This is a genomic window from Aeoliella mucimassa (assembly GCF_007748035.1).
In the GTDB taxonomy this organism is placed as follows: Bacteria; Planctomycetota; Planctomycetia; order Pirellulales; family Lacipirellulaceae; genus Aeoliella; species Aeoliella mucimassa.
The window spans coordinates 657459-678616 of the sequence record NZ_CP036278.1 but is presented as its reverse complement, the minus strand read 5'-3'; the positions used below and the strand labels follow the sequence as shown (position 1 = coordinate 678616).

The following is a 21158-nucleotide window of genomic DNA, read 5'->3' as shown; positions in this document are numbered from 1 at the left end:
CCCCCCGCAATCGCATCTTCCTCCTACGGATTTTTGAGCTCCCATGAATCCCACCGTCACCTCGGCGATTTTTAAGCGCGACTTCATCAGCTATTTCTCGAATCCCACCGGATACGTGTTTATCTGTGTGTTCGTCATCCTTAGCTCGATGGCCACGTTCGTGCCGCCTGCGTTCTTCAACAACAATCTGGCGAACCTCGATCAGCTCAGCACCTGGATGCCTTGGATTCTGCTGGTGTTCATTCCAGCGATTACCATGAGTTCGTGGAGCGAAGAACGTCGCCAAGGCACCGACGAGTTGCTGCTCACGATTCCCGCGTCCGACTTCGACGTGGTGATCGGCAAGTACCTGTCGTGCGCGGCAATTTTCACCGTGTCGCTGCTGTTCTCGATGTTCTCCATCTGGATCGTGTTTAGCTGGGGCCTCGGCTCGCCCGACATGGGCCTGTTTTTGTGCACCTACCTCGGCTACTGGTTCCTCGGCCTGGCGATGCTCTCCATCGGCATGGTGGCTTCGTTCCTTACCAAGAACCTAACCGTCGGCTTCGTGTTTGGCATGCTGCTGAATGCCCCGCTGGCGGCATTCAGCATTGCCGACTGGTTTGTCAAAGATCCCAAGTACGCCCAGATGATCAGCCGCTGGAGTGCCGACGCCCAATTGGCCGACTTCGAGCGCGGTGTCATCAGCCTTTCGGGGGTCTCGTACTTCCTGAGCCTGATGGTAGTGATGCTCTACGTCTGCATGGTGCTGATCGGCAAGCGTCACTGGGGCACCGGCGACGATGGCGACTCTCGCTGGGCTCACTATTTCGGCCGGGCGATCGCACTGGTCGTGATCTTCGGCGGCCTGAACGTGTTCATCTCCAACTACAACTCGCTGCGTGCCGACATCACCACCGAGCGAATCAACTCGCTCTCCGAGTCGACCATCACGCTGCTCGACGAGCTGCGCAATAACGACGAGGTCGACACCATTTTGGTGGATGCCTACGTGAGCCCCACAGTGCCAAGCGAGTACGCTGCCCATAAGCTGAACTTGCTCGGCACGCTGCAAGAACTGCAGTCGATGAGCGGCGGCAAGATCCACGTGAGCGTCTACCAGATCGAAAACTTCAGCGAACAAGCGGCCACGGCCGAAACACGGTTCAACATCGTTCCGCAACCAGTCATTACCAGCACCCGCGGAGTGAACTCGCAAGAGGAAATCTTCATGGGCGTCGCCGTGCGGCATAAGCTCGACAAGGTGGTGGTGCCGTTTATCGACAAGGGTATTCCCGTGGAGTACGAGCTGGTCCGCTCGATCCTCACCGTGGCCCAGGACACCCGCAAACGGGTCGGCGTGGTCAAGACCGACGTACAGCTCTTCAGCAGTTTCAGCATGCAAGGCGCTACCGAAGAAAGCCAGCTGATCACCGAGCTTCGCAAGCAATACGAAGTGGTGGAAGTCGATCCCGAAGAACCCATCGTCGGCGATTACGACGTGCTGCTGGCCGTGCAACCATCGGCCATGAGCCCGCAAGCAATGGACAACCTGGTCGACGCGGTGAAGGGTGGTATGCCGGTCGCGGTGTTCGAAGACCCGATGCCGATGCCATGGGCCTGGGACGTGCCCGGCACCAGCGAAGATCGCACGATGGGCGGCCCCATGGCTATGTTCGGTGGCGGCCAAACCTTGCCGAAAGGCGATATCCAAAAGCTGTATAGCCTGCTTGGTCTGGAGATCGATCCCGAACAGGTCGTACTGCAGAAATACAACCCTTACCCGCAATACCCCTTCCCCGAGTTCTTCGTGTTCATCGACGAAGGCCTCGAGGCGTATGGCACTCCACAGCCGTTCAACCTGAATCAGCCGATCTCCTCGGGCTTCAAGCAATTACTAACAATTGCTCCGGGGCATCTTCGCAAGGACGAAACCACCAAGCTCACCTACTCTCCGCTGCTGGTCACTGGCAACCTGACCGCCGAAGTGCCGTTCTCGGTCGTCGGCCGGATGAACAACATCGTCGATATGGTCAACCAGCAGAAGCTCTCGAAGGAGTCGTTCACGGTCGGAGCCTTGATCGAAGGCGAATACGAAGACACCGACGACCTGATGGGCGACCTTGCCGAACAAGCGGCGGCCGAAGAGGACGAGGAAGAGACTCCCAAGCTCGATGAAACCGGCAAGCCGATCGAGAAGACCCCGATCAAAGCAGTGGTCATTACCGACATCGACTGGCTGTTCGACGAGTTCTTCCGCATCCGCTCGCAGGGCGAACAGAACATCACGAACCTTCCAGACATGAAGTTCCAGAACGTTTCGTTCGTACTGAACGTGCTCGACTACCTGGCCGGCGACGATCGCTTCCTCGACATCCGCAAGCGATCGCGCTCGCACCGGGTGCTCACCCTGATCGAGAAAGCGACCTACGAAGCTCGCAAAGAATCGCGAGAGACCATCGACGAAGCCCAAACCGAGATGGAGGAAGCGATTGAGCAAGCCCAACAGAAGTTCCAGGGCAAGCTCGACGCGATTCGCCAACGCAACGATCTGTCGCCTCAAGAGATGGAAGTGATGATCCGCCGTGTCGAGGTGACCGAGAATCGCAAACTCGAGCGTCAGATCAGCCAGTTGCGGAAAGATTTCCAGCGCACCCAACTGCAAACCCAGCGACAACTCGACCGCGAAGTTCGCGGCGTGCAAGACCGTTACAAGACGTATGCCTGGATTTTGCCTCCGATTCTGCCGATCCTGCTCGGCGTGCTCGTGTACTTCCACCGCCGCGGTGGTGAGCGTGAAGGCGTTTCGAAAACCCGCCTTCGCTACAACCAACGCGAAGAGTAACCCCCTGGCTCGCACGCCGACCATCGTTTCACCATACATCCCCCCTCCCCGATTCCGAATCGTTCATCCATGTCCGAACTCAACAAAACTACCTGTTACTTCGTAGCGGCGTTGGCTGCCGTGGCTCTGGCCATCTTCACTCGGCCATCGGTCGAGGAGTTTGACGTCGAGCAGCGACTAGGCGAAACCTTGGTGGAGGACTTCCCCACCGACGCCCCCAAGCGGCTCCGCATCACCCACATGAACGAAGAGACCGGCGAGCTCGACTCGTTCGAGGTCGCCGAAAAGTCGGGCGGGTGGATCATCCCCTCCAAAGGCGGCTACCCGGCCGACGCGACTCGTCAGCTAGCCGAGGCAGTCGAAGGAGTCGTCGGGCGTGAGATTCTCGAAGTGGTCGACGCCGACTCCGCCCAGCATGTTACCTACGGAGTGGTCGCTCCCGAAGATTCCTCCGCCGACGCCGGATTCGGCACCCACGTCGAACTGGTAGGCGAGAACGACCAGTCGCTCGCCGACCTGATCATCGGCGAGCAAGTCACCGACTCCGAGCAGCAGCACTGGGTCCGCCGCTCCGGGCAGGACGTCGTGTACGCGGCCGAAATCGACCTGTCGAAGTTCTCCACCAACTTCGCCGACTGGATCGAGAAAGACCTGCTTAAACTCAACACGTTCGACATCTCCGAAGTCTCCATCAACGACTACTCGGTTCAGGTAAATCCGGTACTCACCAACCGTGGCCTGCAGTTGCAGGTGGTCGAGGATTACCGCAACAAATTCGACCTCGTATTCGACGACGACCAAAACCAATGGTTGCCGAAGAAGCTCGAAACTTATAACACGGAAACCAACAGCTACGATCCCCTCCGCCTGGCCGACAACGAAGTGCTCAACGCCGACTCGCTTCGCGAGCTCAAGTCGGCCCTGGAGGATCTGGTGATCGTCGATGTCGAACGCAAGCCCGACGGCCTGAGCGGCGACCTCAAGGCCGGCGAGGAGTTCATGAGCAGCGACGAAACCAAAATGTCGCTCGCCCAACGCGGCTTCTACCCCCTCAGCGAGAACGGCGGCGTCGCCCTCTACTCCAGCGAAGGCGAAATCGTCATCACCCTCAACTCCGGCGTGGAGTACGTGCTTCGCTTCGGCGAACTCCAGGCCGACTCCTCGGCCGAAGGCGAAACCGCCGAAGACGCTGCCGAGACCGAAGCCGAGCAGACCACCGACGACACCGAAGGCAACGCCGGGCTGAACCGCTACCTGTTTGTCATGGCTCGCTTCAACGAGTCGGCCATCGAGCCACCCGTGCTCGAAGACCTCCCCGAGCTCCCTGCTGCCGACGAAGCAGCCAAGGAGCCGGCGACCGAAGAGCCCAGCGACGAAAACGCCGAATCGACTTTCGATGAGTCCGCCGAGGAAGCAACCGACGAAACAACCGACGCTGCCGACTCCACGGAGGAGACCACCGACCAGCCGACCACTGAGCAGATCGAAGCCGAGCGGGCTCGTATCGACCTGAACAACAAGCGGGCTCAGGACGAATACAACGAAAAAATCGCTGCCGGCAAGAAGCAAGTCGAGGAACTCAACGACCGCTTCGGCGACTGGTACTACGTGATTCCGAACGACGTCTTCAAAAAGGTGCATCTCGGTCGCGAGCAGGTGATTACCACCGCTCAGCCCGAAGCCGGCGGGCAGGCTCCTCCGGCCAATCCGGCGAGCCCCAACACCATGATCCCCGGTTTGCCGGGTCTTGAGTCGCTCATGGGCGGTCGCGGCGCTGCTGCTCCTCCAGCTGCTGCTGAGGAGTCCGACGAGCTGCCGGCCGTTGAAGCACCAGAGTCGACTCCCGACGCGAGCAGCTCGCCTGATGCAACTGCTCCGGAAGCCGAAACTTCAGAAGCCGAAGCTGCCGAAGCCGACAAGACCGAAGCCGAAGCTGCTCCAGCCGACGAGCAACTGGCCGCCTCGGAGTCCGAGTCGACCGAACCCACCGATAGCGAGTCGCCCGCCGAAGAGTCGGCCGACGCTCCCTCGTCGAACTAGGTTCGCACACTCCGCGCAGCATCCGCAATCTATCCAGCTCTCGCAGGCTTACCCCGCAAGCTCGACGCACGTCTATCCGACGTGCACCTGGATGCGGTTATCAAGACTACGACTCTCGATCACGTCGAGCGCCGCGTGTTGGGCAAGCTGCTTGGTGTAGAACGTCGAGCAGCGGCCGCTGAGCACCACGCTTTCGGGGGAGACCTCGACCTCCAGATCGTACACACGCACCCCGAGTTGTTGGTGGATGCGGTCGCGTACAGCCCGGCTAAGGTCACAAGTGCCGTTGGTTTTTACATCGCGCGGTGTAATGGTTTTACCTCCCTGGTAGAACGCGTCCCGATCACAAGTGTGATGCGTCTGGGACCCAGCTCCCTGTTCTGGCAAGCGTCTGTTCATGGCAGCGTCGCCTCCGTGTCCGGCCTACTATCCCATGTCGTAGATGGGTGCCAATGGTACGAGTGTCGATCGTTTCGCGGCTCGGTGCAGGAAATGCTCAGAGCGTTGGTTGCCGCGAGTACGACTCCTCCATGCAATTCATCATCGAATCGAAGAACCATCAGTAATCTAGCGCTACAACCTACCATATGTCAATCCAATTTCGGTGGAGACTTCATGAATCGGTCTATAAATCACAGCTATTTTTGGTAAGCAATGCCTATCGTCGAGCGACAGTTTCTTGCGCGCCTCGCGTCGTCGTTAAGCTTTAACACCGCGCGACCTTCGATGGTTGTCCCCTGATTAGTGAAAACCTCGGCGAACCGCGCCATGCGTTGTCGAATCACGAAACAAGGTTTAGCGATTCACACGCTCACTAAGATTCGCATCGCGCAAATGCACCATGCTAGCATCCGTAGTCAACTTGGCTCCAGCATTAGCAGCAGGTGGTTGCTGGTAATTCGCTCGCACGTCGAGTTACTTGCCCAACTTGCCAGCACCACGAAGATATTCCACCACTTTGTCGGCCAGCTCCTCGGCCGGCAGATCACCGCCGGGCAGTACCAACTCGGCTTCGCTCGGGGCTTCGTACGGATCGTCGATGCCGGTGAAGTTCTTGATCGCTCCCGCCCGGGCTTGCTTGTAGAGACCCTTGGGATCGCGGGCTTCGCACACTTCGAGCGGGGTGTCGACAAACACCTCGACAAAGTCGCCGTCGGCCAGCATGCTTCGCACCGCATCGCGATCGCGTCGATAGGGACTCACGAACGCCGTGAGGGTCACCAGCCCCGCATCGCAGAACAACTGGGCGACCGCGCCGACCCGGCGAATGTTCTCCTCGCGATCCTCGGCACCGAACCCAAGCCCAAACCGCGTGGCGAACGACTCTTCGTGCCGCTCGGCCAGCATCTTGGGAGTCGCGTTCAACCCGTGCCGCACGTTGTCGCCATCGAGCAGGTAAGTGTGCACCGCAGCGGCGTGCAGCTTCTCGACCACCAGATTGGCCACGGTGCTCTTGCCCGAGCCCGAAAGACCGGTGAACCACACCACGCAACCACGATGGCCATTCAGCGACTCCCGCTGCTGGCGGGTAACCGAGTGTTGGTGCCAAACGACTTGAGGATCCGACATAGCAATCTGCACAGGCAATAAGAAAATGGGCAAAGTGAAAACCATCAAGCGAATCATGATGGCGAATCCCCCGGTCGCAGGCAACCGCCAGCGGTCCCGGCCCCCGGCCGCGGGATAGATTCCCACCGCCCCCAATAGATTCCCACCGCTCGGCAAATAGATTCCCAATTTACCCATCGATGGGAAAATTGAATCCGCGCCGACGCTATAAAACCAGTGGTTTTCGCGCCCGAATAGATTCCCATTCCCAAAAACGCATCGAGTGGGAATCTATTTTCGCAGTGGGAATCAATCGCAAGTCGTTTGCCAGCAATGAGTTGCATCAACACCTCCGCGATAGTTGCCCAAAATAGATTCCCATGGGTGGGAAAGTATTTTGAGTTGGGAGTTAGATGTTGGGAGTTGGATGTAGAAATGTCATCTTGAGGGAGCTTCCAGCGACCGAAAGATCTAGCCTCTCGCTTACAGTCTAAAGCCTACAGCTTTGACAACCGCGCAGCAGCGAACGCCCACGCAAACAACCATTCGCCTGCGCGTCGCCAGTAGTCCGACATTTGGACCAGCATCACATCTCCATCACCTCCAATCACGAAAAAGCCAACAGCCGATAGCTGAAAGCCGATAGCCAACGATCACCTGTCCATTAGAACACCACAGGTGGCCAATTCCTAGCGAAAACTGGTGAGAATCCAAGCACCAAATTCACCCTCCGCTGGCGGAGGGTCGGGCTATCAGGCCCGGGGAGGTGGGAAGTAGAGGAGATGTGTCACTTATCGAGAAGTAAAGGTCTCCGGATGTCACCGACTTCCAAGCCGACCCCGCCCGACACTTCAGAGCATCCCCCCACACAGTCGGGCAAGCCGACGGTGGCAGCCGAAAGCGTCGGCTAGCGACGGGAACCTATAGAGCCACCACAAGAATTCTCACGCAGAGAGTCGCCGAGCCCGCGGATATTTTGGGTAGCACCGACAGCTGGGCGCACCACGCATGGCCACTTCGCAGAACGCACCACGCCCGGTTGTCGGTGGGCGAAGCCCAAGAGGCTATTCCATCCGTGATGATCCGTGCTCATCCGTGGCTAGCATCGTTACCCAGCGTAGATTTTTGGCTCGTGGAACTCACCGAAAACCAACGCTGGGCTGATAGACGATTCCCTTTCAGGGAAGAAAGTAGCACGACTCTCCGAGTCGTTGGAATTTGGCAAAGCTTTGCCTGAGGGAACGTTTGTCGATTGGCGAATCTCTCCCCAGGGATTACGACACGGAGTGTCGTGCCGCAATGGGACGAGTTGACACCACGCACTGTAGCCCAGGCCCTTGTGGCCTGATTCGGGGGCCGACTTTGAATCGATGTCGTCGATTACTGTACGGTCCCTCGGCTTCGCCTCCTACCAAGAATCCAATCCACTGCTGGTGATTGGGTAACATGGCGGATCACAAACTAGCCGTTGCTACTGCCATGCGATCTGGAAAGGCCGTCCGCGAGGAGCCAGCAGTGGCACACAAAAAAATGAATGGCTAAGAGTGCTGCCCAGACGCGAGAGTAATCCTCCGAGCCAGCCGGCTGAGTGTTTGGACCACACGGCATACAGTCTTTGGGCTCTACGAGCATCACTGCGCCAGCAGCTCTTCAATTTCTGCAAACTTTTTTTCTCTAGCTATATCCAAAGGCGATTTGCCATTGAACGATATATCCTTATTTGCTCCCGCCTTAACAAGCAACCTTACGTTTTCAGCCAGTCCGAACCATGTAGCCTTGAGCAGAGCTGAGCTTCCTGTGTTCGTGGTTTTGTCTAATTTTGCTCCATGATTAATCAGCTTCTCAACTACTTTAGGATTCATGCTATACCCAGCCCCCAATATTAAAGCAGTGAATCCCTCATCATCTGCGTGGTCTATTTGTGCACCACACGATAGCAATTTGCTGACTATCTTATCTCTACCCTGTCTTGCGGCTACCATCAGAGGGTTATAACCTTTTGCGTTCCCCAAATTCACGTCCGCTCCCTGTTCGCACAGATACTCAACAACTTCAACACGACCAGCGTAAGCTGCATTGTGCAACGCAGTAAGATCATTACTATCCTTCGAGTTAATGTCAGTCCCTGACTCAATCAATGCTTTAACAGCATCTAAGTCACCTTTTTCAGCTTTATTGTGTAGTTTACTCATAGCTATGGACCGTAGTATATGTCGTCTGGAAGTTCACCCGAGTGAGAACGATTAGAACTAATAGAAATTGGGGACACCCAACCAAGCTTACTACCACCAGTGTACTCATCACTGCGTCAGTTAAACATATGGAGATGCGTCCGGCAGAGGTTGCACAGAATCCTTTGGGATAGCCGCCAACGGCAAGGCTCGGCGCCGCATTGCCTCGTGCCGCCTTAAGGTAGCTTGGGAGTCACGCGATCTAGGCCGCGTCGAGCAGGTCGCACCGCCCGGGGCGGAAAGACTGGGCCTGATAGCCCGACCCTCCCGCAAGCGGGTGGGTGAAAGCATGAGTGGGCGAGGTCGCCCAGCGAAGGGTGGCGCGCCGGCGAGCTCCGCGAGCCGAATCGTTACCCTGGCGTGTGAATCATCATTCGCGTCGATAAGAACGACGCACTGCTACCAGCAGCAGAGCAGCAGTGCCGACCAAGGCAATCGAACTCGGTTCTGGCACCACGGTAAAGCTTGCGGTGTCGACCTTGTAGTAATCACCGTCGATAAACTCTGACTTCACCTCATACTTCCCGGGCGAGAGCTTGCCGAGATCGAACTCTCCGTGCAGAGCCATGTAGCCGACCAAACCATCGGGAATGGTATCGGGCGAAATGACCGTAAACACCACGCTGATGTCATTGTCGGAGATATCTAGCGTGGACTCGAACTCTTTGTAGTCAGGTACAAACACCGTGAAGGTCGAAATCTCGAGCAGTGTATTCGACTCCGGAGTTGGCACTTCCGGGTTTACTTGAATGAAGAAAGGGGGAAATCCAATGACATCGTCAGCTTGTGTGAGCGAAGGCATCGCCAACACCGATCCCAGACAAGCAAGCATCACGAAATACGATATGCGGTGCGACATTTCCCGGTCCCCTGTTTGTTCCCAATCGACCTCCGCCCACAGAGCACTTCTAGCTTTGGGCGAGTTTGCTGTGGAAGTCTATTCTAGTTGTGCGATTGTCCCCTGTCAGCAGCGATCGCCCTGACAATCGCCTTATTTTGCTAGCGTAAAACTGCTAGGAACATACCCCCCCCCCCAAAGTGGGAGGAGTCACGGATTCCCCATACTCAAAACCAGCGTCAAAGCCCCAGGCCCTCCCCGGGCCTGAGAGCCCGACCCTCCCGCAAGCGGGTGGGTAAAGGCATGAGTGGGCGAAATCGCTTACCTAAGCCTACCCCACTCCGGGTGCCACTGGCTTCGCCAGTGAAGAAACTCCGTGGGGGCACCTGGCTATCGGAAACGTGTTGTTCGGAGCAATACAGCCCTCTCTCACTGCATCAGGTGACACAACAAACCTTCCCGCATGCAAACACTGGCAGAGCCAGTGGCACCCAAGACAATGCACTACATCGATTCCCAGCCTCCCCATTCCCTGTAAGAGAATCGTCGCCCAGCGAAGGGTTCCGCGAGCCAAAGCGCTCCCCTGGGATGCAGCACCCCCGCGAAAACGGACTACCTATCAACCACCACCTCGGCAAGTTGGTCGTCGTCTGAGAACCGCAGCGTGATGATGGGCCATGAGAGCCGCCGGATGTAAACCCACTCTTTGCCACTTTCGCGCAGGAGGGTTGGAGGGGGGACAAGTTGCTCGACATCGCGCCTAGTCATGCCGACCTGCAACTGCTGAAGCACTCGTGGTTCGAGAGGAAGCTTGTCGAATTCGAGAATCACATAAGTTGCCGAAACGAGAACGAGCAGCAAGGCACCAGCAATCGTAAGTTGGATGGTCTTCTTCATCGGCTCCGTAACTACTTCCATAGAGCACCCAAGCGGGGAGGTAACCACCTAAATTCCGTTCACAACTCTTTCATCGGCGAGTAACACCATTGGAGCACACAGAACACCAGGAAGCTACACACAATGGCGATCAGATCGGCATTGTCAAAGGTGTTCTCGTTCCATTTTTGCAGCACTTCGTGCGCCAGGGTTCCTGCGGTGACGACGATGGCGGTCACCCACACCATCGAAGCTGATTTCGGCTTGATCACCGCCAGCAATAACATCAGCAAAGCCAACACCCCGAAGAAACTTGGGGCGGATCCCAACAATCCCCGGCCTGTTGAAGACTGCCCGAAAGCTGTCTGCCGCAGGGGATTAACAGAGAGAGCAAAGAGGGCACTCCCTACTCCTGCATAGAAATAGAGCGATCGTTGCTTGCCCATGATGGATCAGCCGAACGGATTGTCGCAGGTCATCTACTGGTTATCGTTGGCTCATTCACCAAGATCGAAGCGTGCGAGGGTCGTCTCGCCGCGGACGTAGAGGTGGTTGCCGACGAGCGCGGGGTGGCTGTAGAGTTCGGCCTCGCGGGTTTGGGGATCATCGAACAGATAGGTGCGGCTGGTGATTGTTGGCTCGGGGCCGGTGATGTCGATCAGCAGTAGTTCGCCGCCGTGGGCGAGCACTAGCAGGCGCTCGCTGTCGGCCAGAATGGGTGCGTAGTCGTCGAGCGAGCGGTCTTCGAGTCGGGCGACTTCGACCAGGGCGTTGTCGAGATCGAGTTCATAGAGATGCCGGCAGACGCAAAACACCCGGCGGCCGACCACCACCGGGGTGCTCATGTCGGGGGCGAGCTGCGGTTGCACCGCTTTCGGCTCGGCGACGATCCGCCCGGCGTCGTCGAACGCGTAGAGACGGGTGCCGTTGCCTTCGGTGGTGACGAGCAGCTGCCCGTCGATGGCAATCGGAGTCGGTACGTTGAAGTCGCCTTTCCGCGGCGGCACCAGGGTCCAGAGTCGCTCGCCGGTTGCGACGTCCCACCCGCCGAGCGAGGTGCGATCGTGCCCAACGATTTGCAGGCGGCCCCCCAGTTTGGCGGTGATCAGCGAGCCGTATCCCGACGTGTTGCCGGGCGTTTGCCAGATCGGCAGGCCGGTCGCGAGGTCGAGGGCGACGATCGACGCTTCGGGCGCGCCGGGATTAACGATTAGCTTGTCGTCGACCACCAGCGGCGACGAGCAGGTGCCCCACACCAATTCGTTGTCGGCGCCGAACTCCTGGCGGATGTTCTTTTGCCAGTAGATGAGCCCGGTCGCGAGGTCGGCGCAGGTGAGGTCGCCGAACGCCCCGAGTAGGTAGACGCGCGGCGACTCCATGACCGTGCCGGGCTTGCCGGCCACGATGAGCGGGGTCGCCCGCGGGGTGTTGTCGTAGTCGAGGTGGCCTTCGGCCGGGTAGTCGACCATCCAGAGCAGCAGCCCGGTATCGGCATCGTAGCAGCGGAACTCGTCGCCGGTGTTCGGCAGGTTGCGATCGCCGATGACCACGTACTTGTCGGTGGCCGCGACCCCGCCAAGCCCGGCATGGGCGAGCGGCACTTGCCAGACACTCGGCAGCAACTCGGGGAGGCTGGTTGGCAGGGCTCGCACGTGGGCATCGCGGTGCGGGCCGCGCCAACCAGTCCACCCGAGGGTGGTACTGGCTGGAGCTGGTTGCTCGGTTTGGGCTGCGTCGGTGGAAGTTGCTGAGTCGGTCGAGGCAGAGTCGGTCGTGGACTCCTGCGACTTCGCAGCTTTCGCTTCGGCAGCTTTGGTTTTGTAAAGCTCTCGATACTCCTTGGTCACCGGCACGAAGCCCTGCAAGGTTTCGAGCGCGAGCATCAGTTCGGGATCGTCGAGCGAGTTGACGAGCGCCTGGCGGATTGCGCGGCGGTCTTCCTTTGCGACTTTGCGATGCACAAACGCGGTGACAAACGGCACCGGCTTGGTTTCGCCGACCACGCGGAGATCGCCCTTCTGGATGGTTCCGCACCCTTCGAGCAACGGGGCCGCGTAGCTCGAGATCACCGCGGCGGCTTTCTCGGAGTCGCCCCACTCGATGATCTTGCAAGCCCCATCGCTACAGGCAGCACTGGTTTCGGCCTGCTCGGCGGCGACCACGTCGATGCCCGCCTGGGCGAGTAGCTCGCGCGGCGCGGCGAACTTCTCGTCGCACTCCTGCGGGCCGTAGAGAATGCGGTAGCCTTCGAGATCTTCGATCTTCTGCGCCGCGTCGCCGCCACGGACGACGACCAACCCGGTTTGCGTGGTCGAGCCATCTTTACCCGTGAGCTGGGCGACTGGCATCACGCGGAACTTGAGCTTGGCAGCATCGCCACGGACGACGGAGTCTTTGCCAATGATGATGTGGGCGGTTTCGATGTCGCCCTTTTCCATCGCCCGCGAGATCGACTCGCCGAACGACACGGTCACTTCGCGGCCGAGCTTTTCGGTAAGGTACTCGGCCAGCTTCTCGTACTTACGCTGGGCGTAGCCTTCGACGCAGGGGCACGACAGCGGCGCGGCCAGGGGATCCATCACCACCATGTTGAGTGGCTCTTGCTCTGGTTCGTCTGCCGAGGCCCAGGGAGCGAGTCCCAGCGTCAGGCAAGCGAGGAGAGTAAGCGGCTTGAGCATGTTGGGGTCCTTTAATGGTTGGAGTTGAACACGATGCGGTCCCGAAAGCGTGAACGCCCGAAGCAATGCCTGGCGTGTTCCGCGGCATTGCACCGGGCGTTGGTGCTTCCGGATGCCGACACCTTGCTCTCGGTGGTAGCCGAGAGCAAGGCATGGCTTGGCTTCACGGCTAGTTGGCAGGAACCAAGGCACGCAGCACCTGAATGGCGGTGGTGCTGGCCTGGGTGTTCTTGGCCTCGTCTTCTTCCGGCTCGTTGGCCGCCTTTTCGGCCGCAGCGGCCTGGGCCACCATGGCTGCCCGCTCGTCGGCGGGAATGCGGTCCATCATCACAATGTGATCGCGAGTAATGTCTAGCATAAACACGCGATTGCCATCGTGGCTAACCCCAATCGATACCTTTTTGCAGCCAGGTACCAGATCGGCCGAGCCGACGACCTGCAGCAACTCGCCCTTCGACGAGTACTGCTTGATGCGACCGGTGCCGCTCTCGGCGGTGTAAACCGTGTCTTGCGGGCCGAAGGCGACATTCATGGGATTGCAGCAGCTACCGAAGCCGCGGATGCCATCGCGGGCCGCGTGGCCCCAATACACGACTTCTTCGCCATCGAAACCGTAGCAGATTACGCGATCGCGCGAGTTCTCGGCGACGTAGATGCCTTGGGCGTTGGCTTGCACGTCCATCTGGCCGCAGCAACCGCGGAGGTCGCCGACCAGCTCTTCGCCCGACTCGAAATCGTCGCTAATCGCCCACACGCAGTAGCCGTAGCCGACCGACTCGGAGCAAGCAACGTACACTTTATCGCCGACCGCACTAATCGACGCGACCGCCAGCTTACGGGCAATCTGCGACTTGATCTGGTTCTGGATGTCCTCATCGCTTGGCTCGGCGTCGCCGAGTTGCTCGATGCGTTGATCCCACAGTTCGCGGGTCTTCTCCAAGCTGGTCTTCACCCGCTCGAACTGAGTGATTTGCTGAGTGAGCATCTTGCGAACGCGTTCGGCATCCTCATCCTCGGCGTCTTCGTCCTGGGCTTCAAGCTTGGCTTTCAGCTCTTTCACCTTTTCGGTGTAGGTGTCGATCTGCTGGTCGTAGATCTTAGCCTGCTGCTTGTACATCTCGACCCGCTGGGTTAGCTGGGCGATGACCGCTTCGCGCATTTTGGCGGCTTGCTCTTCGCTCACCGAGGCATGCGGCGACTGCTTCTCTAGCTTTACATTACCTGCATCATCAAGCATCACCAGCTTACCATTGCCGGCGACGAACACCTGGCCATCACTGGCGCGGACGTTGATGGCTTCGACCATCACAGGGGTCTTCCACGACTCGACGTAGTCGCCATTGCTGTCGAACACGCGAATCTCGCCGTTCGACTCGTCGGTTCCGCAACCGGCAAGCACCCGGCCATCGAGGGTCATGCAGAAGCAGTTGAGCTTGGTCGACTCGAGACCTTCCTGGTTGGCCTTGAGAATCTTGGTTTGGTGGTGGGTCGGCGTGCCGAGTTCGGCATCGCTACCAGCGGCCGACAGCTCGACACTCACGGTCTGGGCAGCTAGCTTCGCGGGGCAGTTCGCGTCGGTGCAGGTTCCTGCCTCGCACGCTTCACAGGTGGGGCACTCGCCATCGGTGCAAGCAACCTGCGCGGCCGGCTGTAGCCCACGTGGTTCGGCTAGCTTCGTGGCTTTCATTAGCGGAATCGCAGGCACCGCCTGCACGCGTACGGCAGGTTTCGCCGGCTCGGCCTTGGCCGCTTCTTCGGCCTGGCCGAACGGCGCCAGGCACGCAATGGCTGCCAGGCTAGCTGCTCCAAAGAGCAGACCTTTGTGTTGATGCGACATAACTAGAGAGCCTCCGTGGGTAAAAAAGTGTGGGCAGGTGCGGCAAACAGAAGAGTTATTCTCCAGAGACGATCGATTATCGCCCTATCCCCCTGTTATTGCCATGCGAATCGTTAAAAAGAACCCATTTTATTCCAGCCAGTGCTGGCAAATGGTTGGACGAATGCGAAGCCCGGATGGTTCCATGAAAAGTTCAAGAATTTGGACAATCTTCCCCCATTCTGACACGAACAACTTGTTTGCGATAGAATGAAGTATCGCGCCGGGACCTCCGGCGTTGCGTAAGTGGTGACAATCCCTTGGGTTGGGCTTCTGGAGCTTGGTGGAGCCGAAGAGGCGATTCCGCTCGAGCGATGTCTCACTTACCATGGTGTCGGGGCACGACCCCTTGCCTCGGGCAAGCGCGGCGGAGCTGCCCGAAGATGATTCTGTGGCAATTATTTTGCGGATCGACTCTCTTTGTCCGACCTTACTGGCAGGCAACTGAACGACTATCGCGTGCTCCGCCGGCTCGGTCGCGGAGCCATGGCCGAGGTCTATCTTGCCGAACAGCAATCGCTTGCCCGGCAGGTCGCCCTCAAGGTTCTCTCGTCGGAACTCGCAGCCCAGCCGAACTACGTCGAGCGTTTCCAGCACGAAGCCCGCTCGGCTGCCGCACTGGTGCATGCCAATATCGTGCAAGTCTACGAAGTGGGTCAGGCCAACGGGTCGCACTTCATCGCCCAGGAGTACGTGGCCGGACAAAATCTGGCCGAGTGGATGCGACGCCATGGCCAGGTAGAACCAGGGCGAGTGCTCGACATCCTTCGCCAAGTGGCCGCGGCGTTGTCGAAGGCCCACGAACGCTCCATCGTGCACCGCGACGTGAAGCCCGAGAACATCATGCTCTCCCGCACCGGCGAGGTGAAAGTCGCCGACTTCGGACTCGCCCGCGTAACGACCGACAGCGCGAACAATCGCACCCAAGCGGGGGTCACCATGGGGACCCCGCTCTACATGAGCCCCGAGCAAATCGAAGGCCGCCCGGTCGACAGCCGGAGCGACATCTACTCGCTCGGCGTTACCGCGTATCACATGCTGGCAGGCGAGCCGCCGTTCCAGGGCGAAACCCCGCTGTCGGTGGCCGTGCAGCACGTGAACAAGCAGCCGTTGCCGATCACCACCCACGCTCCAGCCACCCCGCCGGCGTTGGTCGCGCTCGTCGAACGCATGATGGCCAAGAAGCCCGACGACCGCTATACCACCCCACTCGAACTCCTGCACGCGCTGCGATCGCTTGCCAAGCAAGCTTCCGACGAAGGCTGGGCCGAAGGCCCCGAGAATTGGTCGGCCAGCGACCTGGCCACGCTGTCGTCGTCGCAGATCGAAGCGACCAGCGAACTCGATCAGCTGATGCGCGGCACCCGCGCGCTGCAACTGCCGAACTTCGAACGCCGACGCATCATTCGCTTGATTGTGGTCGCGGCCCTGGCCGGCGCGGCCCTCGCGTTCCTGTTGCGACGTCCCTACGTACTGGCCGACAGCGAGCCCGACGTACTGAATCACGATTCAGCGATCCAACAATTGTTCCACGCCCGCATGATCGACACCCCGGCCGGGTGGCAAGCGGCCATCGATCATCCCGACGCGAACATCGCCGAGGTGAACCTGGCCAAGCAGGGACTCGCCCGCCATTATCTGCACGAAGGTCAGTATCGCGAGGCGCTCGAACCGCTCGAGGAACTGGCCAACGCTCCCCGCAATCAAAAGAATGTGCGGACGTTTGCCAACGTCGCCTTGGCGATTGCCTACTCGGAGCTAGGCAACCTGGACGAAGCTCGTCGACACCGCCAGCTAGTATCGACGACCGACGTGCAAGAACTTCCGACCGATCAAGAATTGGTCGAACTCTTCTACAGTCTGGATCTGTAACCTTTGGCGCATAAAAAAAGACACGCGACCCGTAGGATCGCGTGTCTTTGATTGTCCCAGAAAGATTCGGCGAATGTGAAATTCGCTTCCTTCTTCGTCATATTGCGGTCGGACGTCGACCAGCCACCAGGCTGACGACAAACAGCACCAGGAATAGCACGAAGCAAACTTTCGCAATCCAGGCTGCCGTTCCGGCCACAACACCGAAGCCGAGAACACCAGCAACCAATGCAATCAAAAAGAAAGTGAGTGCCCAACCAAGCATGGTAAGTCTCCTTTATTTAGTGCCAGTCGCATGGGGCGTCGCGCTCAAACTCGCTAAAGTCTGGAAGGTTTAGAAAGCCGAGCGCGAACATCCCTTGCATTGCGAACTAGCGAAGTACGTCGCATCTACCACCGATTGTTTTACCCCCTGAGAGCAATCCATCGGCGAGATCGCTGGTTACTCGCTGCGTCGCTTTCGTGTGGCCGCGTGATCGCAATCGTGGGGAGACTGCGACCAACGCTGCCACACGTTGCGACGTAGATCGTTGTCGAGGTGAGGTGGATTATTCGTCACCAACATCGACATTGATGCCACGACGGCCAATATCGACGTTTACACCACCATCGCGGTCACGATCGCGATTGCGATCGGCGCGGTCTTTTCCTACGCCATAACGCTTTTGCAAGCTACCGGTGTAATCACGGTCCGAAAAGTCGGGCCACTGATCCTGGTCAAAGCCTTCAGCACCTTCGAGCTGTCGCTCGGTAACGTTCAGCATCAGTACCGGCTGAGCGTCGTGGTTACTCGCGTCGGCATTCGGGTTATGACGAACATGGAGTGCATCGTAAGGTACGGCGAACAACTTGTCGCCCATTCCCAGGAAACCGCCGTACTGGACGGCCACATAATTGATGCGGCCGGTCTTGGCGTCGAGTACCAGATCGTTAATCTGGGCGATGTCTTCGCCTTCGCGATTGACGATGTTCATGCCGATTAGATGGCTGGCTCTTACCGTGTTGCCTCGCGTGGTTTCATCCAGCTTGGCAGACGACACGGTGGCTCGTCGTGCCTGGCGTTGCTGAGCGTTACCGTCCTGCGCCATGGCGGGCGACAGCGAGGTAAGCGAGATAGCGCCAGAAGTAATCAAAGCGGTAGTAAGGGATAGAATACGCATCACTCTGTCCTTTCGGTTTTTTTCTTCAATACGTCGCATACGTTCCGTGCGAAACGTCTTCCCAAACATTTGTGTCTGGGGGGATGGATGAACTAGCTCGTGTGAACTAGCTGCAGCAGGTGGTCTGGCAGGTGCCAGTGAACTCTTCGACTTGCTTGTCCGCTTCTTCGCGGGCGATGCCGTAGCGTTCCTGTACTTTGCCGACAAGCTGATCGCGTTTGCCATCAATCTGCTGCAAATCGTCGTCGGTGAGTTTTCCCCACTTCTCTTTTGCAGCACCACTTGCTTGCTTCCATTTGCCTTCTACTTGATCCCAATTCATCGGAACCTCCTTTGTTAGGGATACGAATATTGTTGCAAATAACGAGCGCAACCTTCGCGTCCAGTTACGAAAAAGCCCGGCATCGGATTTTGTCCAAAGCCGGGCTGTCGTAGGCCGGTGATGCAAGGTTAAAACGACACGCCATGGTCGTCGGTGTTGCATCATTAGTAGCCGCCAATCGTTGCGGCTCTGCAAGTACTATAGGGAGCCTGGCATTGGCGACAACCAAGTGAAACAAGTTTTTTATCTTGTTCGATAGCACTAAACGCAATTTAGAGAATCGCAAACCACGTTGCATTCGGTCACCCGAAGCGACAATGTTTACTCACTCACCAAATGCAGTGATCGTAGTTTTACACTGCATCGAGTTCGGCTGCGGTGAGAATGGCATCGGCCACTTCGACCAGCCGTTTGCGTTTCGATTGGGCGAGCTTCTGCAAACTGCGATACGCCTCGTCTTCGCTCAGGTTCTGCGATGCCATTAAGATGCCCTTCGCCCGCTCCACTACCTTACGGTCGGCCAGCGCCTGACGCAGGTCCTTGTTCTCCGCCCGCAGTTCTTCGAACTGCCGAAAGCGCTGGCGAGCGAGGAAGATGGTCGGCTTGATGTCTTCCTCGGTCACTGGCTCCACCAGGTAAGCCATCACGTGATCCTTGAGTGCCTGCTCGGCATCCGCCAGCGAATCGCGATCGGTCACCACCACGGCCGGAGTCGGTTCGATCTCGCTGATCGACAGCAACGTATCGATCGAGTGGCCATCCTTCAGCATGATGCCAGTGACAATCATCTGCGGAGGCTTGGGATAACAAGCGGCCAGCAGTTCGCTCGTGGTTTCGCAAACCGCGTGCAGCTTGTGCCCAAAGCTCGTCAGGATGTTCGTTAATTGCTCGCGTACTTGCGTGTCAGCATGTGCCAGGACGACGGTCAGCAAGGCTTCCATGAGTGCAGCTCACAACCAAATGATCTTGAAAAGCAGGAACCAGGACACCGCAACCGACTGGCCTGCCGACATCGCCAGCCAAGGTCGCCAGGTGGTTGCTTGCCCACAAGCAAAATCCCGCCCGCCTTGGGGACTTCGCTATTCTGCTTATTGCCTGCGATCTGGGCAAGATAGAGGCCGCGTGTGGCGGCGAAAAATTGCGGCAAAATCGGTGGACTAGACCAGCAGTTTTTCGGTCTCACGAAACCGCTCGCCGTACAGCCATCGCTCCCACCAGCGCGCAGCCCGTAGATTCGGGTCGGCCAGCCGCACCGTGTGCTCTTTGCCGGTGCGCGTGATTAAGAGTACCCGCGCGTCGTCGACCTGTTGTTTCACGACCCAGAATTTATGAACCACGTACGTGTAGCTCTCGCCGAGCGGAGCGGCCGCTACCTGCTTGGCGCGGGGGCCGGGCGAAGTGCTGTACTTCTGCTTGCGGTAGACTACCCAGTCGCCAGGTTGTAAGGGTTTGGTGAACATGTGCCGCTGGTGTACCGCCTACGATCGCGAACCGATTTCACGATCATTGCTGCGTCGTTGATGTTGGTGCCATCCCTTATCTTAGCAAGCGTTTCCTGCGACGCTACACCAGTGCGAACAAGCGCATGGTGGTAGTTTCCTGCTGATTGCCTCGCCCAGCGGTCGAGCGACGAACACCAAACAGATCGCTCGACAACCTGAGAGTGCATTGCTTAAGCAAAGTGATGAGGCGGAACGTCGCTCGCTCCGTCCACGCGGCTACGACGCGCATCGCGCAGCGTATCGCTCACCATCAAACCGCCGATAAACACCCAGGCGACAACAAAGCAGGTTCCAAGTACTGGCAGAACAGCATCGAATGGCATGGCGGGACTCCTCGGAGTGCGTGCGGGGATGGGGCACACTTCCGTGGTGCGGGGACGGCATTCCATGCCTTCTCCAACCTTTATCGAACCACCACCCTGCTGCTCTTGATTCATTGCGGGCGAGCGCCGTGTAGTGTGGGTTGTACCGATTCCTCCGACTGGCCGGCGACCAATGGGCCAGATTCGTGACGCAACGGGCGAACAAGACTCGCGGGTCCACTATCCGCTTTCCAGGCTCGCTGGGGAAATCGGGCCGCTGAATTTCCGGCATTCAACTCGACAAACTCGGCGCAGAAAAGGGACATAAATTTGTCCAGTTCTTGATGGTTTTTGGCCACCTGATCTGCTACCTTTGCGTTCATGAATACTGAACGCACGAACACTACGACCGCGAGGGAAATCCCTGACGAAGCCTGGGATGTTTTCCTGCCCGACGACGAGCAACCCTACCCCGAGGAGGGGGATTTCTGGTTTGACCTGCTCGACATGGACGAGGAGTAATCGCTCGCCCCGCGCGGGGGATCGCTCCCGCCTAAACCGCCCTGCCTGCCCGCTCGGGCTCCTGGCACGCCGGACTGTAGCACCACAAGGAATCGCCTGGTCGGTCGCCCGATTAGGCGATTCCCGCTGAATTCACCTGTTCTCTCGATTCTTGCAACCCACTGCGAGCCTCATGCTTACTCAAACGATGATCAACGAAATTCGGATGTTGCTTGCTGAAGAGAAACTTAGCCAGCGACAAATCGCCACCCGACTGGGGGTTAGCCGCGGTACGGTCAACAACCTGGCCACCGCCCTGCAAACGACCCGCACCCAGCGTAGCGAGGTCGACCACAGCGGGGTGCAGCGGATCGGCCGCTGCCCCCACTGCGGCGCGCGGGTGCAGTTGCCTTGCGTTGCCTGCCAGGCGCGGGCGTATCGTCGGCGTCAGCACCACCGGCGGGGGTTCTGCTCGGCGTCGGTCGGCTTGGAGTACGACCCGCCCTGGGTGGCGTAACCTGCTCGGGGCTTCGGCAGGGGCTCAAGGCTCCTCGACTCCTCCGCTCTGGGATGTTCGGCGGCTTCTCC

At 58.6% G+C, this 21158-nt stretch carries 19 protein-coding genes; 5 read left to right on the top strand and 14 right to left on the bottom strand.

What is annotated here, in order from left to right:
- The first annotated feature begins 43 nt into the window (after positions 1 to 43).
- Entirely contained in the window at positions 44 to 2824 is a 2781-nt protein-coding gene (locus tag Pan181_RS02780) for a Gldg family protein (protein WP_145245381.1), read from the top strand.
- Between the two features lie 69 nt (positions 2825 to 2893).
- Positions 2894 to 4864 carry a DUF4340 domain-containing protein gene (locus tag Pan181_RS02775; protein ID WP_145245380.1) on the top strand — a complete coding sequence of 657 codons (1971 nt, stop codon included), beginning with the start codon at positions 2894 to 2896 and terminating at the stop codon, positions 4862 to 4864.
- A 72-nt stretch (positions 4865 to 4936) separates the two neighbouring features.
- On the opposite strand, the gene Pan181_RS02770 is transcribed toward Pan181_RS02775, so the two are convergent.
- From Pan181_RS02770 to Pan181_RS02735, 8 genes are all read right to left on the bottom strand, one after another.
- The gene (locus Pan181_RS02770; RefSeq protein WP_145245379.1) at positions 4937 to 5263 is read right to left on the bottom strand and encodes a BON domain-containing protein; all 327 of its coding nucleotides are present in this window, start codon (positions 5261 to 5263) and stop codon (positions 4937 to 4939) included.
- A gap of 516 nt (positions 5264 to 5779) precedes the next feature.
- Positions 5780 to 6433, bottom strand: coding sequence for an adenylyl-sulfate kinase (cysC, locus tag Pan181_RS02765; RefSeq protein ID WP_145251956.1), 654 nt, complete (start codon positions 6431 to 6433; stop codon positions 5780 to 5782).
- Between the two features lie 1610 nt (positions 6434 to 8043).
- A complete protein-coding gene (locus Pan181_RS02760) occupies positions 8044 to 8604 on the bottom strand; it encodes an ankyrin repeat domain-containing protein (protein WP_145245378.1) in 561 nt (186 codons plus the stop codon).
- A 409-nt stretch (positions 8605 to 9013) separates the two neighbouring features.
- Positions 9014 to 9502, bottom strand: coding sequence for a PEP-CTERM sorting domain-containing protein (locus Pan181_RS02755; RefSeq protein WP_145245377.1), 489 nt, complete (start codon positions 9500 to 9502; stop codon positions 9014 to 9016).
- A gap of 591 nt (positions 9503 to 10093) precedes the next feature.
- A complete protein-coding gene (locus Pan181_RS02750; RefSeq protein WP_145245376.1) occupies positions 10094 to 10399 on the bottom strand; it encodes an outer membrane protein assembly factor BamE in 306 nt (101 codons plus the stop codon).
- Between the two features lie 38 nt (positions 10400 to 10437).
- Positions 10438 to 10803: a hypothetical protein gene (locus Pan181_RS02745; protein ID WP_145245375.1), complete on the bottom strand. Its 366-nt coding sequence runs from the start codon at positions 10801 to 10803 to the stop codon at positions 10438 to 10440.
- A gap of 51 nt (positions 10804 to 10854) precedes the next feature.
- A complete protein-coding gene (locus Pan181_RS02740; RefSeq protein WP_145245374.1) occupies positions 10855 to 13035 on the bottom strand; it encodes a PhnD/SsuA/transferrin family substrate-binding protein in 2181 nt (726 codons plus the stop codon).
- A gap of 169 nt (positions 13036 to 13204) precedes the next feature.
- Positions 13205 to 14872 (bottom strand): NHL repeat-containing protein, encoded by a 1668-nt coding sequence (locus Pan181_RS02735; protein ID WP_145245373.1) that lies wholly within the window; start codon positions 14870 to 14872, stop codon positions 13205 to 13207.
- A 459-nt stretch (positions 14873 to 15331) separates the two neighbouring features.
- Between Pan181_RS02735 and Pan181_RS02730 the strand changes: the two genes are divergently transcribed.
- Complete coding sequence (locus Pan181_RS02730; RefSeq protein ID WP_145245372.1) at positions 15332 to 16783, top strand: serine/threonine-protein kinase; 1452 nt, start codon at positions 15332 to 15334, stop codon at positions 16781 to 16783.
- 97 nt (positions 16784 to 16880) lie between these two features.
- On the opposite strand, the gene Pan181_RS02725 is transcribed toward Pan181_RS02730, so the two are convergent.
- The 6 genes from Pan181_RS02725 to Pan181_RS25870 all read right to left on the bottom strand — a co-directional run bounded on the left by Pan181_RS02725 (position 16881) and on the right by Pan181_RS25870 (position 20090).
- Positions 16881 to 17048, bottom strand: coding sequence for a DUF1328 domain-containing protein (locus Pan181_RS02725; protein ID WP_145245371.1), 168 nt, complete (start codon positions 17046 to 17048; stop codon positions 16881 to 16883).
- A 283-nt stretch (positions 17049 to 17331) separates the two neighbouring features.
- Entirely contained in the window at positions 17332 to 17943 is a 612-nt protein-coding gene (locus Pan181_RS02720; protein WP_197528857.1) for a PRC-barrel domain-containing protein, read from the bottom strand.
- A gap of 106 nt (positions 17944 to 18049) precedes the next feature.
- Positions 18050 to 18265, bottom strand: coding sequence for a CsbD family protein (locus Pan181_RS02715; protein ID WP_145245370.1), 216 nt, complete (start codon positions 18263 to 18265; stop codon positions 18050 to 18052).
- A 353-nt stretch (positions 18266 to 18618) separates the two neighbouring features.
- Positions 18619 to 19206 carry an ANTAR domain-containing response regulator gene (locus Pan181_RS02710; protein WP_145245369.1) on the bottom strand — a complete coding sequence of 196 codons (588 nt, stop codon included), beginning with the start codon at positions 19204 to 19206 and terminating at the stop codon, positions 18619 to 18621.
- 216 nt (positions 19207 to 19422) lie between these two features.
- Entirely contained in the window at positions 19423 to 19725 is a 303-nt protein-coding gene (locus Pan181_RS02705; protein ID WP_145245368.1) for a hypothetical protein, read from the bottom strand.
- A 212-nt stretch (positions 19726 to 19937) separates the two neighbouring features.
- Entirely contained in the window at positions 19938 to 20090 is a 153-nt protein-coding gene (locus Pan181_RS25870) for a hypothetical protein (RefSeq protein WP_197528856.1), read from the bottom strand.
- 360 nt (positions 20091 to 20450) lie between these two features.
- Between Pan181_RS25870 and Pan181_RS25865 the strand changes: the two genes are divergently transcribed.
- A complete protein-coding gene (locus Pan181_RS25865; protein ID WP_197528855.1) occupies positions 20451 to 20591 on the top strand; it encodes a hypothetical protein in 141 nt (46 codons plus the stop codon).
- Between the two features lie 187 nt (positions 20592 to 20778).
- Positions 20779 to 21087, top strand: coding sequence for a winged helix-turn-helix transcriptional regulator (locus Pan181_RS02700; protein WP_197528854.1), 309 nt, complete (start codon positions 20779 to 20781; stop codon positions 21085 to 21087).
- Positions 21088 to 21158 lie beyond the last annotated feature (71 nt).

Excerpts from the sequence above, each read along its gene's own strand:
- Pan181_RS02780 (WP_145245381.1), top strand. The coding sequence starts at position 44 with ATGAATCCCACCGTCACCTCGGCGATTTTTAAGCGCGACTTCATCAGC.
- Pan181_RS02775 (WP_145245380.1), top strand. The coding sequence starts at position 2,894 with ATGTCCGAACTCAACAAAACTACCTGTTACTTCGTAGCGGCGTTGGCT.
- Pan181_RS02770 (WP_145245379.1), bottom strand. The coding sequence starts at position 5,263 with ATGAACAGACGCTTGCCAGAACAGGGAGCTGGGTCCCAGACGCATCAC.
- cysC (WP_145251956.1), bottom strand. The coding sequence starts at position 6,433 with ATGTCGGATCCTCAAGTCGTTTGGCACCAACACTCGGTTACCCGCCAG.
- Pan181_RS02760 (WP_145245378.1), bottom strand. The coding sequence starts at position 8,604 with ATGAGTAAACTACACAATAAAGCTGAAAAAGGTGACTTAGATGCTGTT.
- Pan181_RS02755 (WP_145245377.1), bottom strand. The coding sequence starts at position 9,502 with ATGTCGCACCGCATATCGTATTTCGTGATGCTTGCTTGTCTGGGATCG.
- Pan181_RS02750 (WP_145245376.1), bottom strand. The coding sequence starts at position 10,399 with ATGGAAGTAGTTACGGAGCCGATGAAGAAGACCATCCAACTTACGATT.
- Pan181_RS02745 (WP_145245375.1), bottom strand. The coding sequence starts at position 10,803 with ATGGGCAAGCAACGATCGCTCTATTTCTATGCAGGAGTAGGGAGTGCC.
- Pan181_RS02740 (WP_145245374.1), bottom strand. The coding sequence starts at position 13,035 with ATGCTCAAGCCGCTTACTCTCCTCGCTTGCCTGACGCTGGGACTCGCT.
- Pan181_RS02735 (WP_145245373.1), bottom strand. The coding sequence starts at position 14,872 with ATGTCGCATCAACACAAAGGTCTGCTCTTTGGAGCAGCTAGCCTGGCA.
- Pan181_RS02725 (WP_145245371.1), bottom strand. The coding sequence starts at position 17,048 with ATGCTTGGTTGGGCACTCACTTTCTTTTTGATTGCATTGGTTGCTGGT.
- Pan181_RS02720 (WP_197528857.1), bottom strand. The coding sequence starts at position 17,943 with ATGCGTATTCTATCCCTTACTACCGCTTTGATTACTTCTGGCGCTATC.
- Pan181_RS02715 (WP_145245370.1), bottom strand. The coding sequence starts at position 18,265 with ATGAATTGGGATCAAGTAGAAGGCAAATGGAAGCAAGCAAGTGGTGCT.
- Pan181_RS02710 (WP_145245369.1), bottom strand. The coding sequence starts at position 19,206 with ATGGAAGCCTTGCTGACCGTCGTCCTGGCACATGCTGACACGCAAGTA.
- Pan181_RS02705 (WP_145245368.1), bottom strand. The coding sequence starts at position 19,725 with ATGTTCACCAAACCCTTACAACCTGGCGACTGGGTAGTCTACCGCAAG.
- Pan181_RS25870 (WP_197528856.1), bottom strand. The coding sequence starts at position 20,090 with ATGCCATTCGATGCTGTTCTGCCAGTACTTGGAACCTGCTTTGTTGTC.
- Pan181_RS25865 (WP_197528855.1), top strand. The coding sequence starts at position 20,451 with ATGAATACTGAACGCACGAACACTACGACCGCGAGGGAAATCCCTGAC.
- Pan181_RS02700 (WP_197528854.1), top strand. The coding sequence starts at position 20,779 with ATGATCAACGAAATTCGGATGTTGCTTGCTGAAGAGAAACTTAGCCAG.